The 15,498-nt window shown below is 68.3% G+C and carries 16 protein-coding genes; 13 read left to right on the forward strand and 3 right to left on the reverse strand.

Annotated features, from left to right (window positions below; all coding sequences use genetic code 11):
• Window positions 1–254 precede the first annotated feature (254 nt).
• Window positions 255–1,823, reverse strand: a complete 1,569-nt coding sequence (locus Q8Q88_RS09655) for a carboxylesterase/lipase family protein (RefSeq protein ID WP_305674983.1) — start codon at window positions 1,821–1,823, stop codon at window positions 255–257.
• Between the two features lie 99 nt (window positions 1,824–1,922).
• Here Q8Q88_RS09655 and Q8Q88_RS09660 point away from each other — a divergent pair, with 99 nt between their 5' ends.
• From Q8Q88_RS09660 to Q8Q88_RS09670, 3 genes are all read left to right on the forward strand, one after another.
• Window positions 1,923–2,228, forward strand: a complete 306-nt coding sequence (locus Q8Q88_RS09660; RefSeq protein ID WP_305674984.1) for a GNAT family N-acetyltransferase — start codon at window positions 1,923–1,925, stop codon at window positions 2,226–2,228.
• A gap of 251 nt (window positions 2,229–2,479) precedes the next feature.
• Entirely contained in the window at window positions 2,480–3,760 is a 1,281-nt protein-coding gene (locus Q8Q88_RS09665) for an Ig-like domain-containing protein (protein WP_305674985.1), read from the forward strand.
• A 16-nt stretch (window positions 3,761–3,776) separates the two neighbouring features.
• Complete coding sequence (locus Q8Q88_RS09670; RefSeq protein ID WP_305674986.1) at window positions 3,777–3,986, forward strand: hypothetical protein; 210 nt, start codon at window positions 3,777–3,779, stop codon at window positions 3,984–3,986.
• Here Q8Q88_RS09670 and Q8Q88_RS09675 read toward each other — a convergent pair.
• Together Q8Q88_RS09675 and Q8Q88_RS09680 are read right to left on the reverse strand one after the other, a co-directional pair.
• Complete coding sequence (locus tag Q8Q88_RS09675) at window positions 3,983–5,062, reverse strand: acyl-CoA dehydrogenase family protein (protein ID WP_305674987.1); 1,080 nt, start codon at window positions 5,060–5,062, stop codon at window positions 3,983–3,985. The two genes, Q8Q88_RS09670 and Q8Q88_RS09675, sit on opposite strands and share 4 nt — an antisense overlap.
• 3 nt (window positions 5,063–5,065) lie before the next feature.
• Window positions 5,066–6,259 carry an acyl-CoA dehydrogenase family protein gene (locus Q8Q88_RS09680; protein ID WP_305674988.1) on the reverse strand — a complete coding sequence of 398 codons (1,194 nt, stop codon included), beginning with the start codon at window positions 6,257–6,259 and terminating at the stop codon, window positions 5,066–5,068.
• 593 nt (window positions 6,260–6,852) lie between these two features.
• On the opposite strand from Q8Q88_RS09680, the gene Q8Q88_RS09685 reads away from it, so the two are divergent.
• Genes Q8Q88_RS09685 through Q8Q88_RS09730 form a run of 10 tightly spaced genes read left to right on the forward strand, consistent with a single transcriptional unit; the run spans window position 6,853 to window position 15,494 of the window.
• The gene (locus Q8Q88_RS09685) at window positions 6,853–8,757 is read left to right on the forward strand and encodes a methyl-accepting chemotaxis protein (protein ID WP_305674989.1); all 1,905 of its coding nucleotides are present in this window, start codon (window positions 6,853–6,855) and stop codon (window positions 8,755–8,757) included.
• Window positions 8,758–8,794: 37 nt separating this feature from the next.
• The gene (locus Q8Q88_RS09690) at window positions 8,795–9,091 is read left to right on the forward strand and encodes an STAS domain-containing protein (RefSeq protein ID WP_305674990.1); all 297 of its coding nucleotides are present in this window, start codon (window positions 8,795–8,797) and stop codon (window positions 9,089–9,091) included.
• Entirely contained in the window at window positions 9,088–9,453 is a 366-nt protein-coding gene (locus tag Q8Q88_RS09695; protein WP_254835821.1) for a response regulator, read from the forward strand. The genes Q8Q88_RS09690 and Q8Q88_RS09695 overlap by 4 nt, the downstream gene beginning before the upstream one ends.
• A 26-nt stretch (window positions 9,454–9,479) precedes the next feature.
• Complete coding sequence (locus Q8Q88_RS09700) at window positions 9,480–11,801, forward strand: chemotaxis protein CheA (RefSeq protein ID WP_305674991.1); 2,322 nt, start codon at window positions 9,480–9,482, stop codon at window positions 11,799–11,801.
• 2 nt (window positions 11,802–11,803) lie between these two features.
• The gene (locus tag Q8Q88_RS09705) at window positions 11,804–12,271 is read left to right on the forward strand and encodes a chemotaxis protein CheW (RefSeq protein WP_254837216.1); all 468 of its coding nucleotides are present in this window, start codon (window positions 11,804–11,806) and stop codon (window positions 12,269–12,271) included.
• Window positions 12,268–13,140, forward strand: coding sequence for a protein-glutamate O-methyltransferase CheR (locus tag Q8Q88_RS09710; protein ID WP_305674992.1), 873 nt, complete (start codon window positions 12,268–12,270; stop codon window positions 13,138–13,140). The genes Q8Q88_RS09705 and Q8Q88_RS09710 overlap by 4 nt, the downstream gene beginning before the upstream one ends.
• Window positions 13,137–14,177: a chemotaxis response regulator protein-glutamate methylesterase gene (locus tag Q8Q88_RS09715; protein WP_305674993.1), complete on the forward strand. Its 1,041-nt coding sequence runs from the start codon at window positions 13,137–13,139 to the stop codon at window positions 14,175–14,177. The genes Q8Q88_RS09710 and Q8Q88_RS09715 overlap by 4 nt, the downstream gene beginning before the upstream one ends.
• Window positions 14,177–14,566: a response regulator gene (locus Q8Q88_RS09720; protein WP_254835817.1), complete on the forward strand. Its 390-nt coding sequence runs from the start codon at window positions 14,177–14,179 to the stop codon at window positions 14,564–14,566. The genes Q8Q88_RS09715 and Q8Q88_RS09720 overlap by 1 nt, the downstream gene beginning before the upstream one ends.
• The gene (locus Q8Q88_RS09725; protein WP_305674994.1) at window positions 14,563–15,126 is read left to right on the forward strand and encodes a chemotaxis protein CheD; all 564 of its coding nucleotides are present in this window, start codon (window positions 14,563–14,565) and stop codon (window positions 15,124–15,126) included. The genes Q8Q88_RS09720 and Q8Q88_RS09725 overlap by 4 nt, the downstream gene beginning before the upstream one ends.
• Window positions 15,126–15,494: a hypothetical protein gene (locus Q8Q88_RS09730; protein WP_305674995.1), complete on the forward strand. Its 369-nt coding sequence runs from the start codon at window positions 15,126–15,128 to the stop codon at window positions 15,492–15,494. Before Q8Q88_RS09725 ends, Q8Q88_RS09730 begins: the two co-directional genes overlap by 1 nt.
• Window positions 15,495–15,498 lie beyond the last annotated feature (4 nt).

The following is a 15,498-nucleotide window of genomic DNA, read 5'->3' on the forward strand; positions in this document are numbered from 1 at the left end:
GGTCTCATCGACCGCCAGGGACTCTTCCGGCGCTTCGCTCCGCTCCGCCATAGGCTGCGCTACGCGCCGGAAGACCCAAACCAGCAGATTCTGTCAGGCATCAACCCGGTCCAAACTGTCAGCCATCATCCCGGTTGCACAACGCGCAGCGGCGCACTGTGGCCACTCAGCCAACTCGGTGCGGCGTCAAGGCCCCCTCACCCTACCCTCTCCCCCGAAGACGGGTGGAGAGGAGGAGCTGAAGTCTAGGCAGGCTACGTCCCCGGCTGGATATAGGGTACGGCCTCGAACAGCCGCCGCTCGTCGCCGCGGGGATCGTCGACCACCCGGGTCTCGACGTCGAAGACCATGGTCGCCCGGCGGTCCAGCTCGTAGCGCGGCCAGGTCGGCAAGGCGGCGGTATTGGGATCGCCGCTCCGCGCCAGGGCGATGAACGCCTCGCTCATCTGGTCGGCGACCCTCTGGTGGGCTGGTGACGGCTCATATGGCGAGCTGGCGGCGGCGATATTGTCGAAGGCCAGCGCGATGTCGGCGGCGTGCGGCGCCCCCAGCCGTCCACCCTGCGCGCTGGTCCTCAGGTCGAGCTGATAGACCCAGCCCGGCGCCCCGGCCCGCGCCCGTTCCTCGGCCTCGATCACCTGGCCGCGCCAGGAGCGTCCCGCCGTGGTGGCGGCGAAGAACACATCGGTGGGCGAATAGCGCGGATAGAGCCGGCGATAGGTCGCCACCACATGATCGGGATCGATGTCGACCCGCATCTCCGGCGCGATCCGGGCGGCCACCTCCTCCCAGCGCATGGCGAAAGGATCGGGCCTGGATCCCGCCAGGAAAGCCCGGGTCTCGTCGTGGGTGTTGCCCAGGATCATCGGGACCTTCAGCCCCTGCGGATGGGCGTCCGGATAGAAGGGGTGCCGCGCCAGGCTGCGCTGGTCCAGCACCGGGCCGAAATAGAGCCGCCCCGGGGTGAAGGGGTCGGCCGCGGCCAGGCCCTCGATCAGACGCGCGGTCGGCAGGGTCGCGGCCTCGGCGGCGCGGTCAGGCGTCAGGCCAATGGTCTTCAGGAACAGCGCCATCCGCTCGGTGGCGTGCAGCGGCCCCGAGGCGGTCACCTGCTGGCCGCTCATGGTCGCCGCGGAGTGGAACAGGCCCTTGGCGGCCGGCATGGCCATCATGGTGGCGATCTTCGCCCCGCCTCCGGATTGGCCGAACACCATCACCCGGCCCGGATCGCCGCCGAACTCGGCGATGTTGTCGGCCACCCACTTCAGGGCCAGCACGATGTCCAACATCCCGGCGTTTCCGGAGTCCGCGAACTCAGGTCCCGCCAGCTTGGCGAGGAAGCCGTAGCCGAACACATTGAGCCGGTGGTTGATCGTCACCACCACCACGTCGCCACGCCGGCAGAGCCGCGTTCCGTCATAGAGCGGCGAGCTTCCCGAGCCCGACGCATAGGCCCCGCCGTGCAGGTAGACCATCACCGGCCGTCTGGCCCCGTCGCGCAGGCCTGGCGTCCAGACGTTGAGGAACAGGCAGTCCTCGCTCCGCGGCTCGTCGGCCTTGCCGGCCTGCGGCGAGGCCGGGCCGTAGGCGACGCTCTCAAGAGTCCTGGTCCAGGGCGCGGGCGGGACGGGCGGGCGGAAACGCCGGGGGCCGGTGTCGGCGCCGTAGCGCACGCCCTTGAACACCTTGAGCGCCCCGTCCGCATAGCCGCGCACCGGTCCGTGGGTCGTCCGCGCGGTGGGCGAGGCACTCGCCGCGAACGCGCCGCCGGGCAGCAGCAGCCCCGCCGCGGCGAACAGGGCGCGCCGATTGAGGTGGTCCATGGGTCGTCCTCCCACTCACACCCTAGAACTCCTGACACCGGTGTCACAAGTAGCCACGCGACGGACGAGCGACTATCTCGGACTGGAAGAGGAGCGCCCATGACCGACCTGCCCGACGTCGTCCGCACCGACAAACAGTTCGAGATCCGTCTGGGCGACGAGGTGGCTTTCGCCGAATACCGCCTGGAGCCGGACGCCATCGTGTTCCCGCACACGGTCGTGCCCGACGCCTTCGCCGGCCAGGGTGTCGGCAAGCGGCTGGTGGAAGCGGGCCTGGCCTATGCGCGCGATAACAAGCTCTGGGTGAAACCCACCTGCAGCTTCTTCCGCGCCTACATCACCAAGCGTCCGGAACTGCTCGAGCTGGTGCATCCCGACATGCGGGATGGCCTGCGGACGGCATAGGCGTCCGGTTTTGCCCGGGGCGGAAGCCGTGCGCCATTTGCATCGATTGGCCTCCGTAGCCTGCGGCATCCTGTCTCGGCGCGCCCTCGCGCGCCACCTCTTCACAGGCGGGTAACGCACTCCGGCCACCCTGTTGCTGGAAGGCTCCAATCACGCCCGGACTTGTCGCTCGGCAATTCGCAACGCCGTTCGACACCCGCGTGCGGTCCATCGGCCGCGGATCTGGAACACCCGAGTAGAGGAAAGATCTCATGGCGGCTCCCACAGTGAACGTCCTCGTATCGGACACGGCCCTGGCGGTCGGGGAAACCTCCCTGGTCACCTTCACCTTCTCCGAGGCCGTGCTGGACTTCACCAACGCCGACCTGACCGTCGCCAACGGAAGCCTGAGCGTGGTGTCCTCGGCCGACGGCGGGATCACCTGGACCGCCACGCTAACGCCGACCGCCGATATTGCGGACGCAACCAACCTGATCACGGTGGATAACACCGGGGTTACAGATGGCATCGGCACTCCGGGCGTCGGCACGACCGACTCCAACAACTACGCCATCGACACCGCGCGGCCCACCGCCACCCTGGTCGTCGCCGACACGGCCCTGGCGGCCGGCGAGACCTCCCTGGTCACCATCACCTTCTCCGAGGCGGTCACAGGCTTCACCAACGCCGACCTGACCATCGCCAACGGAAGCCTCAGCGCCGTCTCCTCGGCCGACGGCGGGATCACCTGGACCGCGACGCTGACGCCCACGGCGGCGATCACCGACACCACCAACCTCATCACCCTGGACAACACCGGCGTCGCCGACGCCGCCGGCAACGCCGGGACCGGAACCACCGACTCCAACAACTACGCCATCGACACGACGGTGGCGCCGCCGCCGCCGCAACCCGGAACTCCCACAGAGGCGGCCGATATCATCACGGTCCCAGATAACGGAGGTAGTGTCTCCGCGGGGGGAGGCGATGATCAGGTGACCGGTGGCCTTTCCAATGACTTCGTTCAAGGTAATGTCGGCGCCGATACTCTTTCGGGCGGCGCGGGTTCAGACACCGTTCTGGGTGGCAGGGATAACGATCTGGTCCAGGGCAATGTCGGATCGGACACGGTCTATGGCGACCTCGGCGATGACATTGTGCGAGGCGGCAAGGACGGCGATCTGGTCCAGGGTAACGCGGGCGCTGACCTGGTCTTTGGTGACCTCGGGAACGATAGCGTCCGCGGCGGCCAAGGCGACGACCAAGTGTTCGGGGGCGGCGGGGACGACTTCATCTCCGGCGACCTCGGGAATGACACCGTATCCGGCGGAGACGGCGCCGACCTGTTCCACATCTTTGGCGAGGCTGGCCTGGACCTGGTCATCGACTTCGACGCCGCCGAAGGCGACCGGGTGCTTCTGGATGCCGGGGCCGAATACTCCGTGGCCCAGGTAGGCGGCGACACGGTCGTTACGCTGACCGGCGGTGGTCGAATGGTGCTGCAGGGCGTGCAGCTGTCGACCTTGACCGACGGTTGGATCCTGGGCGGCTAGCGGAACGCGGAGACTGATGCCGCATTCGGATGCGCTGAAGGCGGGCCTTCAGCCCACGCAGATAATCCGTCAGCATCGAGAAACGGGCGACATGCCAGTCGCCCTGGATCGGCGGAGTGGTGGTCTGGATCGGGATGCGCTCGACCACGCGACCTCGCGGCTCGTGGAACGCTACGCCGTCGCCGACACCTTTCAACGGCGGATCGTCGGTCAAGGTTGCGCCTAGGCGGCCAGGCCCTGGATCTGCGCGGCCAGGCGGCGGACCCGCTCCGGACCGCCTAGCAATTGGCGGTTCAGCCCCACCCGCTTGAACCAGAAGTGCAGGCCCAGCAGGTCGGTGATTCCCATGCCGCCATGCACCTCGGTGGCCGTGCGGGCGATGAAGCGGCCGATCTCGGAAGTATGGGCCTTGGCGTGGGCGGCGGTCAGCGAGGACTCGTCGCGCGCCTCATCGAAGGCGTAGGCCGCGTACCACACCAGCGCCCGGCAGGGCTCCAGCTCGGCGGCCATCTCGGCGCACATGTGCTTCACCGCCTGGAACGAGCCGATCACCCGGCCGAACTGCCGCCGGTCCTTGGCGTAGTCGACCGCCTTCTCGATCATCACCTCGCAGGCGCCCAGCGTATCGGCGGCCAGCAGCACCCAGGCCGCGTCGCGCAGCCGGGCCAGGGTCTCGGGCCCGCCCAGCGGCTCGGCCGGCGTCTCGTGGAAGGTCAGTTCGCCCACCCGCCGCGTCTGGTCGATGGTGGTCATGGCCGCCCGCGTCAGGCCCTCCGCGTCGCCCGTCACCAGGTGCAGGTTCCCGCTCCGGTCGGCGACCATGAACAGGTCGGCCGTCAGGGCGTCGGTGACGAACAGCGCCTTGCCCGTGAGCTTGCCGCCCGCCGCCGTGACGCCCGCCCCGTCCCGCGCCCCGGCCACCGGCTCGGAGATCGCCAGGCCCGCCGTCACCTCGCCGGACGCGAGCTTTGGCGACCACTGGGTCTGCTGGTCAGCCGACCCGGCCTCGTTGAGCGCGATGGCCGCGGCGACCCCGCCCAGGAAGGGACCCGGCGTCACGGACCGGCCCAGGGCCTGGGCGGCCAGGGCGGCGTCCAGCAGGGTGAGGCCCAGCCCGCCATGGGCCTCGGGGGTCACCACCCCGGCCAGGCCGAAGTCGGCGACGGCGCTCCAGATGTCGGCGCCCGCATCGCTGGGATCGCCGGCATAGCGGCGCACGCGATCGAGGGGAACGCTGTCGGCCAGGGTGCGCGACAGGCTGTCGGCCATTATCTTCTGGTCTTGGGTGATCGAGAAATCCATGACCTAGACGCTCGCCAGCTTGGGTTCGCGCGGCATGCCGAGGCCCCGTTCGGAGATGATGTTCTTCTGGATCTGGGCGGTGCCCCCACCGATGATCAAACCCAGATCGAACATATAGCTTCTCTGCCAACTTCCCTTCGACCGCAGGTAGGGTCCGTCCTCATAGAGCACGCCCAGCTCGCCCAGGGCGTCGATGGCCAGCGCCGCGATCTGGTGGTTCAGCTCGCAGCCCTGCAGCTTGACCACCAGGCCCGCCATGCCGGCGGATTCCCCGGTCATTGAGGCGGTCATCAGCCGCAAGCCATTGAATTTCATCGACATGACTCGCGCCTGGAGTTGCATCAGCCGATCGCACATCACCGGATCGTCGATCAGCCTGCGGCCATCCACCGTCTCGGTCTTCATCAACTCGATCAGCGAATGCAGCCTGGCCTCGGTGGCGTTGGGATCGCCCAGCATCCCCCGCTCGTGCTTCAGCGTCGCATTGGCCACGAACCATCCCCGGCCCCGGCCGCCGACCACCGCGCTCTGCGGAACCCGGACGTCGGTGAAGAACACCTCGTTGAACTCCGCCGAGCCGGTCATGGTCTTCAGCGGCCGCACCTCGATGCCCGGCGTCTTCATCGAGAACAGCAGGTAGGAGATGCCGTCGTGCTTCGGCGCCTGGGGCTCGGTGCGCACCAGGCAGAAGATCATGTCGGCCTGGGCCGCGGTGCTCGTCCAGATTTTTGACCCCGAGATCAGGAAGTCCCCGCCGTCCTCCGTCGCCTTGGTCTGCAGGCTCGCGAGGTCGGAGCCAGCGCCTGGTTCGGAATAGCCCTGGCACCAGACCACCTCGCCGCGCAGGGTCGGCGCGATCCAGCGCTTCTTCTGCTCTTCGGAGCCGACCTCCAGCAGGGTCGGGACCAGCATGGAGATGCCCTGGTTGGCAAAGCCCCGGGGCGCGCCGGCGGCGGTGAACTCCTCGGAGATGATGCGGGACTTCAGGATGTCGGGCTCGGCGCCGTAGCCGCCGTATTCGCGCGGGATGGTCCGCGCCGCATAGCCGTGGTCGATCAGCAGGGCCTGCCATTCCAGGGCCGCCTCGCGCGGCCGTTCGGCGCCGGCGTTCGGGGCGTAGCGGTCCTTGTGCGCCTGCAGGAAACCGCGCACCTCGTCGCGAAAGGCCTCCATCTCGGGCGTCAGCTTCAGGTCCATGGCGTCCTCCGCACGGTCTCGCCTAAGGCCAGCACCGGGCGCGCGCCGGGGCAAGTATGACCTCGCGGAAGCCCGGCGGTCGCCAATTGCGGCGGAGGATTGGAAGAACGGGTTCGCTGAACTTGGCCAGCCCTGTGCAGTCTTCGGCCAGGACCACCCTAGACTGTACAGCTCAACCTCCAAGCCTGGCGCATTCAGCCCTCCGGGCGCGGCGAGGGTCAGCGCCAGATTGTCGCATGATATCGGCAAATATCGGCTTTCGTTGATGAACTCCGATTCCACCGAACGACGGTTTTCCCTTCCGGTAACTCTTTCTTCAAGACGCGCTCGTTAACCAAGGCATTGACGATGTTTCGATGATCGGTGAGCGGGGGCTTCGCCGAGCAATAATTCGGCACAACGTCGAAGTAATTGGGGGAATACTTGACAGTATTGCGTCGGAAGAACAGCTCGACCCAAGGTCAGGGCGAGATTCTGCGACCTGCAATCCCCGGCCAACGCCCCGCCCGACTCCGCGCCGACCCCATGTCCATTCCGAAACCTGGCGATGCTTGCCGCGCGCCATCCCAAAACCCGAGCACCCAGGAAAGCCCGTGTCGTTCAACAATCTGCAGATCTCACGCAAGCTGACGACAGGGTTCGCCGCCGTGGCCGTGGCCATGGCCGGCATGGGCGGCGCCATGCTGATGAACCTGCGCGCCCTGGACGCGGCGCGGCTTGAGACCCGGGAGGGCCAGGAGGCCTTGGCCGCCCTGGGCGAGGCCAAGTTCTACCTGACCCGCCAGGAGAACAGCTATCGCGGCTACCTGCTGTCGAAGGACGCCTACTACGCCGAGCGCATCGACAAGCACCGGGCCAATTTCAAGAAGCGTCTCGCCGCCGTCCGGCCGCTGCTGGCCGACAGCCCCGAGCTCGCCGCCAAGATCGATGAGGCCGAGGTCGCCGCCGACAAGTGGTTCACCGATGTGGTCCGCGCCGGCATGGCGCTCAGCGCCGATCCGGCGACCCTGCCCCGCGCCATCGAGATGGTCGGACCGGACGGCCTGGCCGACACCGTGATCACCCCGGCCGAGGACGCCATGGACGCCGTGGTGGAGGCCGAGACGGCCAAGCTGGCTGTCCTGCAGACCCAGCAGGTCGCCTCGAGCCGCAGCGCCTACACTTGGCTGATGCTCGGCCTGGGTCTGGCCATGACGATCGCCGTGGCCCTTGGCGGGCTCCTGACCCGCACCATCGCCCGGCCGGTGACGGCCATGACCGCCGCCATGCGCCGGCTGGCCCAGGGCGACTTCGAGGCCGTCATCCCCGCCATGGGTCGCAAGGACGAGGTCGGCCAGATGGCCGACGCCGTGTCCGTGTTCAAGACCGCCGGCCTGGAGAAGCTGCGCCTGGAAGGCCAGACGGCCCAGGAACGCAAGGCCGCCGAGGACGAGCGTAACCGCCACGAGGCTGCTCGCGCCGCGTCGGCTCGGGACCAGGCCCTGGTCGTCCAGGGCTTGGCCGAGGGGCTGGACCATCTCAGCCAGGGCGACCTGACCCATCGCATCGGCGGCGCCTTCCCGACCGACTACGTCAAGCTGCAGAGCGACTTCAACGCCGCCATCGGCCAGCTCCAGGAGGCCATGGCGGTGGTGGTCACCAATGTCGGCGGCATCCGCACCGGCGCGGGCGAAATCTCCACCGCGGCCGACGACCTGTCGCGACGCACCGAGCAGCAGGCCGCCAGCCTGGAAGAAACCGCCGCGGCCCTGGACGAGATCACCGCCACGGTCCGCAAGACCGCCGGCGGGGCCAAGGCCTGCTCCGACGTGGTGCTGGCCGCCCGCGGCGACGCCCAGACCTCCGGCGAAGTCGTGCGTCACGCCGTCTCCGCCATGAGCGAGATCGAGAAGTCGGCGCAACAGATCAGCCAGATCATCGGGGTGATCGACGAGATCGCCTTCCAGACCAACCTGCTGGCGCTCAACGCCGGGGTGGAAGCGGCCCGGGCCGGTGAAGCCGGCAAGGGCTTCGCGGTCGTGGCCTCCGAAGTCCGGGCGCTCGCCCAGCGTTCGGCGGAAGCCGCCAAGGAGATCAAGGCTCTCATCTCGGCCTCGACCCAGCAGGTCGGCCAGGGCGTGCGCCTGGTGGGCGAAACCGGCCAGGCCCTGGACCGCATCGTCGGCCGCGTGGCCGAGATCGACAGCCTGGTCACCGAGATCGCCGCCAGCGCCCAGGAGCAGGCCGTCGGCCTGCAACAGGTCAATACCGCTGTTAACCAAATGGATCAGGTTACCCAGCAGAATGCCGCCATGGTCGAGCAGTCGACCGCCGCCAGTCATTCGCTCGCCACGGAAGCTGAGGCCCTGGCGGGAACCATCGCCCGGTTCCGCATCGGCCAGCCGCAGGCCGCAGCGCCCCGCGCCCAGGCGCCCGCCCCGCAGATGCGGCGGACGAGCCGTCAGGGTTCGGCGGCGCGCAGGGTCGAGCCGAGCGTGGATGGTTGGGAAGAGTTCTAGGTCGCCGCAGGTCAGCGGTCTGAGAGGGAAGCGTATGATGTCTGAGCTAGCTGTTACGGCCCAAGTCAGCCTGCCACCGGTCCTCGACCTGCAGGCGGCCGAGCCGCTGCGCGCCGAACTGATGGCCCTGCGAGGCCGCCCGATGGCGCTGGACGCCTCCCAGGTCACGCGCCTGGGCGGGCTTTGCCTGCAGGTTTTGATGTCGGCGCGAAAAATCTGGGTCGAAGACGGGGTTTGCTTAACGGTGGATCAACCGTCTTCAGGCTTTTCAGAGCAGTTGGCTGCGTTTGGCGGCCCCGAGCTGCAATTCCAGCCCGAAGGGGGACTCTCGTGAGCAAGACCGTACTGACCATCGACGACAGCCGTACGATGCGAGAAATGCTGAACCACGCCCTGGTTCAGGCCGGCTACACCGTGATCCAGGCCGTTGACGGTATCGAAGGCCTCGAGGTCCTCAAGGCCAACGGCGCCGACGTGGTGATCACCGACATCAACATGCCCCGGCTCGACGGCTTCGGGGTGATCGAGGGCGTTCGCGCCAATCCCGATCACCGCGCCACCCCGATCCTGGTCCTGACCACGGAAAGCGACGCGGCCAAGAAGGAACGGGCCCGCGCGGCCGGCGCCACTGGCTGGATCGTGAAGCCGTTCAATCCGGTCAAGCTGGTCGAAGCCGTCCGCCGCGTCGCCGCCTAGTCCAAGCCACCTGTCGGAGCGTTCCGTTGGATCCGTTCGAGAGCATCAAGCAGACCTTCTTTCAGGAGTGCGACGAACTCCTGACCGACGCCGAGCAGGGTCTGCTTGCCATGGAGGCGGGCGACGCCGACGGTGAGACGATCAACGCCGTCTTCCGCGCCGTCCACTCCGTGAAGGGCGGCGCCGGCGCATTCGGCCTCGAGGACCTGATCCGCTTCGCCCACGTCTTCGAGACGGTGATGGACGACCTGCGGTCGGGGAAGATGGAGCTGACCGACGAGGTCGCCAAGACCCTGTTGCGGGCCATCGACGTCCTGGCCGACCACGTGGCCGCCGCCCGTGACGGCGGCGCCGTCGATGAGGGCCGCTCCGCCCCCATCCTCTCCGAGATGAAGGCCTTGATCGGCGGCGAGGGACTGGACGACGACGATCTCGGCGGCGACGAGGACTTCGGCTTCGTGCCGATGACGGTGGCCATCGAGGGCGACGACGCCCCGGCCTTCGATCCCCCCGCCCTGGACGAGTCGCCGGCTGCTTTCGAACCCATGGCCGACCTGGCGGCCGAGCCGGCCTCCGGCGCGCGTGTCTGGCGCATCGGCTTCGCGCCGAAGTCGGAGATGTACGCCAAGGCCAACGAATCCGGCCTGGTGCTGCGCGAACTGGCCCGGCTGGGCGAGATGGACGTCAAGCTGGACGCCGACGCCCTGCCGCCGCTGGACCAGCTCTCGGCCGAGACGGCCTATCTCCACTGGACCGTCCTTCTGACCACCGAGGCCGACGAGGCCACGATCCGCGAGGTCTTCGAATTCGTGGAGGACGACTGCGTCCTGACCATCGAGCCGGCGGACGGCCAGGCCTCTCCGCCGCCGCCCTCGTCCGACCTGTCCGACGACGCCCTGGCCGCGGCCAGCGCCGACGCCCCGCTCGATATCGCCGCCCTCCTGGCCCGCGTGGCCGGCGAGGCGCCCACCTCCGAAGCCGCCCGAGAGCCCGCCTCGGCCCCGGAGCCCCCCGCCGACTTGGATGTCGCGGCCCTGATCGCCAAGGCCCAGGCGCCGATCGCGCCAGCCGCTCCCAAGGTCGAGGCCGCGCCCGTCGCCAAGGCCGCCCCGCCCGCCGGCAGCAGCCAGGCCATCACCCCCACAGCGACCATCCGCGTCGATCTCGACCGGGTGGACCGCCTGATCAACGCCGTGGGCGAACTGGTCATCCAGCAGGCCATGCTGTCCCAGCAGGTGATGGAGAGCGGCCTGGCCCGCTCGTCGAACGTCGCGCTCGGCCTGGAGGACCTCGAACTGCTGACCCGGGAAATCCAGGACAGTGTCATGGCCATCCGCGCCCAGCCGGTGAAGAGCGTGTTCCAGCGCATGCCGCGCCTGGCCCGCGAAGTGGCCGACATGACTGGCAAACGGGTCAAGCTGGTCATGGAAGGCGAGGGCACCGAGGTCGACAAGACCGTGATCGAGCGGCTGACCGACCCGATCACGCACATGCTGCGCAACGCCATCGACCATGGCCTGGAAGATCCGGAAGGCCGCATCGCCGCGGGCAAACCGGCCGAGGGCGTGGTGCGCCTGCGCGCCCTGCATCGCGGCGGCCGGATCGTCATCGAGCTGCAGGACGACGGCCGCGGCATCAACCGTCCCCGGGTCCGCGGAATCGCGGTCGAACGCGGCCTGATCTCCGAGGACGCGGTGCTGTCCGACGAGGAGATCGACAACCTGATCTTCCAGCCCGGCTTCTCCACGGCCGAGACCATTTCCGACATCTCCGGCCGCGGCGTCGGCATGGACGTGGTCCGCCGCTCCATCCAGGGCCTGGGCGGGCGCATCACCATCTCGTCCGAGCCCGGCAAGGGCTCGAAGTTCACCATGTCCCTGCCGCTGACCCTGGCGGTGCTGGACGGTATGGTGGTCACCGCCGCCGAACAGACCCTGGTCGCCCCGCTCTCGGCGATCATCGAGAGCCTGACCCCCCGCGCCGAGGACGTCCATTTCGTGGGCGGCAAGGACGCGGTGATTCGCATCCGCGAGACCTTCGTGCCGCTGATCGACGTCGGCGTGGCGCTGGGGTTCCGCGAGACCGCCCTGCCCCCCGGCCAGGGCGTCGCCGTCCTGGTGGAGAGCGAAGGCGGCGGCAAGGCCGCCCTGCTGGTCGAGGCGATCCAGGGCCAGCGCCAGGTGGTGATCAAGAGCCTGGAAGCCAATTATCAGCAGATCGACGGCATCGCCGCGGCCACCATCCTCGGCGACGGCCGCGTCGCCCTGATCCTCGACGTCGACGCGCTCGTCACGACCCAACACCGACGGAAACCCGCGCCGCGCGCCGAGAAGCGAATGGCTGGATGAGCATGATCGACACCCTGAGCCATACCGCCGGCGCCCGGCGCGAACTGATCGCCTTCCGCATCGGCGACCAGGAATTCTGCGTCGACATCATGCAGGTGCGCGAGATCCGCGGCTGGACCGCCTGCACGCCCCTGCCCCGCACCCCGTCCTATATGAAGGGCGTCATCAACCTGCGCGGCGCCGTGCTGCCGATCGTCGACCTGGGCGCGCGCCTCGGCCTGGCCACCACCGAACCCACCGCCCGCCACGTGATCATGGTGGTTAGCGTCGGCGGCCGCACACTGGGCCTATTGGTCGAGGCGGTCAGCGACATCATCAATATGAGCGACGACATGGTGCAGCCGACGCCGGACGTCGCCTGCGACCAGGTGAAGACCTTCGTGAAGGGCCTGTTCGCCATCGACGGGCGCATGGTGAGCCTGATCTCCCTCGACCGCGTGCTGCCCGAGACCGAGGCGGAGGCCGCATGAGCACTTCGCCAGACACCCGCAGGGGCGGATCCGGACTCGTCGAGGGCGAGTTCTTGTTCACCACCGACGACTTCAACAAGATCGCCCAGATCCTGCACAGCCACGCCGGCATAGCGCTCGCCGAGGGCAAGGCTGCGCTGGTCTATTCGCGCCTGGCCAAGCGCCTGCGCTCGCTGGGCCTGCGCTCGTTCCGCGACTATTGCGCCCTGGTCGAGGGCGCCCAGGGCGTCGACGAGCGCCAGGCCATGATGGCCGCGCTCACCACCAACGTGACCCGCTACTTCCGCGAGCCGCACCATTTCGACCACCTGCGCGACGTGGTCATGCCCAAACTGATCGACAAGGCGCGGAAGGGCGGACGCATCCGCCTGTGGTCGGCGGCCTGCTCCAACGGCCAGGAACCCTATTCCATGGCCATCACGGTCCTGGCGGCCCTGCCCGAGGCGGCCAACCTGGACGTGAAGATCCTGGCCACCGACATCGATCCCAACATGGTCGCGGAGGGCAAGGCCGGCATCTATCGCGAGGACGCCGTGGCGCCGGTGCCGCTGGAACTGCGCCGCAAGTGGTTCAAGAAGGCCGACGGCGGCTGGGAAGTGGCCGACGAACTGCGCCGGCTGGTCTCGTTCCGCGAGCTCAACCTGATCGGCGACTGGCCGATGCGCGGCAAGTTCGACGCCATCTTCTGCCGCAACGTGGTGATCTATTTCGACGAGCCCACCCAGGAACGCATCTGGACGCGGTTCGCGCCCATGCTGGAGCCGGGTGGCACGCTCTATATCGGCCACTCCGAACGGGTCACCGGGCCCGCCACCAACATCTTCGAGACCACGGGCCTCACCACCTATTCGCTGAGGGCCGGGCGATGACCATTGGCGTTCTCGTGGTCGACGACAGCGCCACCATGCGCGGACTGATCGGGGCGGCGCTGCGGCGTGACCCCGACATCGAGGTCCTGGGCTTCGCCAACGACGCCATCGAGGCGCGTGAGCAGATCAAGAAGCTCAATCCCGACGTGGTGACCCTGGACATCGAGATGCCGCACATGAACGGCCTCGATTTCCTGGAAAAGATCATGCGCCTGCGGCCCACGCCGGTGGTGATGGTCTCGACCCTGACCCAGTCGGGCGCCGAGATCACCCTCCAGGCCCTGGAGCTGGGCGCGGTGGATTGCGTGGCCAAGCCCGTGGGCGGGGTCACCGTCCAGCAGGCCTTCGCAGACCTCACCGCCAAGGTGAAGACCGCCGCCAAGGCCCGGGTGAAACCCTATGGCGGCCCCACGGCGCCGGTGGAGCGCGACGCCTCCTATCGCGCCTCGGACGTGATCCTGGCGCTGGGCTCCTCGACCGGCGGCGTCGAGGCCCTGATGACCATCCTGGGCAATTTCCCCGAGACCTGTCCGCCGACCGTGATCACCCAGCACATGCCGGCCACCTTCACCAAGAGCTTCGCCGCGCGGCTGGACCGCATCTCCGGCGCCCATGTGACCGAGGCCCAGGACGGCGACCGCCTGCAGTCGGGCCACGTCTACATCGCGCCCGGCGGCGACGCGCATATGGAGATCGCCTCGTCCTCGCATCCGGTGATCCGACTGCGCGACGGCGAGCCGGTGAACGGCCACCGCCCGTCGGTCGACGTGCTGTTCGAGTCGATCGCCAAGCTGAACCGCCGCTCGGTCGGGGTCATTCTCACCGGCATGGGCCGCGACGGCGCCCAGGGCCTGCTGGCCATGAAGAAGGCCGGCGCCCGCACCCTGGGCCAGGACGAACCGTCCTGCGTCGTCTACGGCATGCCCCGCGTCGCCTTCGAGCTCGGCGCGGTCGACAAACAAGTGGGCCTGTCGAGAATGGGCCCCGCCATACTAAACCTCTGCGCGGCCGCAGAATCCCAGAGGAGCGCTTCCTGATGCCCGCCGCTGTCACGATCAAGACCCTGATTGTCGATGATCAACAGACCATGCGCTCGCTGATCCGCACGAGCCTGCATGCCCTGGGCATCACTCAGACGCGCGAAGCCCCCGATGGGGAAGAGGCCCTGCGCAACCTGCTGAGCGCTCCGGTGAACCTGGTGATCACCGATTTCAACATGCCCAAGCTGGACGGGCTGGGCCTGCTGCGCGCCATCCGCGCCCATGGTCCGACCTCCAAGACCGCGGTGATCATGCTGACCGGCCGCGCAGACCGCGAGCTGGTGCAGCGGGCCGTGCAGTTCGGCGTCAACAACTACCTGGTGAAACCATTCACCACCCAGACCCTAAAAGAAAAAATCGAAGCGGTGTTTGGCCCCCTCACATGATCGTTGAAAACGTCTCCAAACGGCCAGGCAAGCGAATCCATGTCGTGCAGGGTGAGCACGCCATATCCTGCGATCCCGATGTCCTGCTGACCACGATCCTCGGTTCGTGCGTGGCCGTGTGCATGCGCGACGGCAAGACCGGCGTGGGCGGGATGAACCACTTCCTGCTGCCGGAGGGCAAGGCCGACGGCATCGACAATGAGAGCCGCCGCTACGGCGCCTACGCCATGGAACTGCTGATCAACGAGCTTTTGCGCTCCGGCGCGCGGCGCGAGCGGCTGGAAGCAAAACTTTTTGGTGGGGCGCGGATGTTCGGCGGCCTTTCCGACGTCGGCGCCTCGAACGCCGCCTTCGCCGAGAAATTCCTCCGCGACGAAGGGATTCCGGTGGTGGGCTCCAGTCTTGGCGGCCTACAGGCCCGGCGGGTCCAGTACTGGCCGACCACGGGACGGGCGCAACAAAGAACCGTCACTGATAACGCCGAGCTAACCCGTCTGCGCGATCCTGTGCGGATTAAGCCCGAGCCGGTCGAGGACGAAGGGTCCGTGGAGCTGTTTTGATGACGCGAACCGCCGCCGCCATTCAGACCCCCGAGGTCCTGGCGTCCATCGCCGTCGAGCTGGAGCATGCCGGCGAGCTGTGCGATCGGCTGGAGACGCTTGTCACCCTGCTCGTGCGCGCCAGCCGCGGCGAGCCGCTGGCCATCGCCCTGGAAGAGGCCCAGACCGTCGACGTCCTGACCCAGCACCTGGCGGCGCTAGCCACCTTCACCCGCAAGCTCTCGGCCCAGGCCGAAAGCGGCGACTACGACCTGACCGACGCCGTAGCCGGCGTCACCCTGGGCGACCTCGCCAACCGGCTGGCCCAGTCGACGCGCGAGGCCCCCTCGCGCATCAAGGCCGACGCCGGCGACCTGGACCTCTTTTAGCAAG

The organism is Phenylobacterium sp. (genome assembly GCF_030697925.1).
GTDB lineage: Bacteria > Pseudomonadota > Alphaproteobacteria > Caulobacterales > Caulobacteraceae > Phenylobacterium.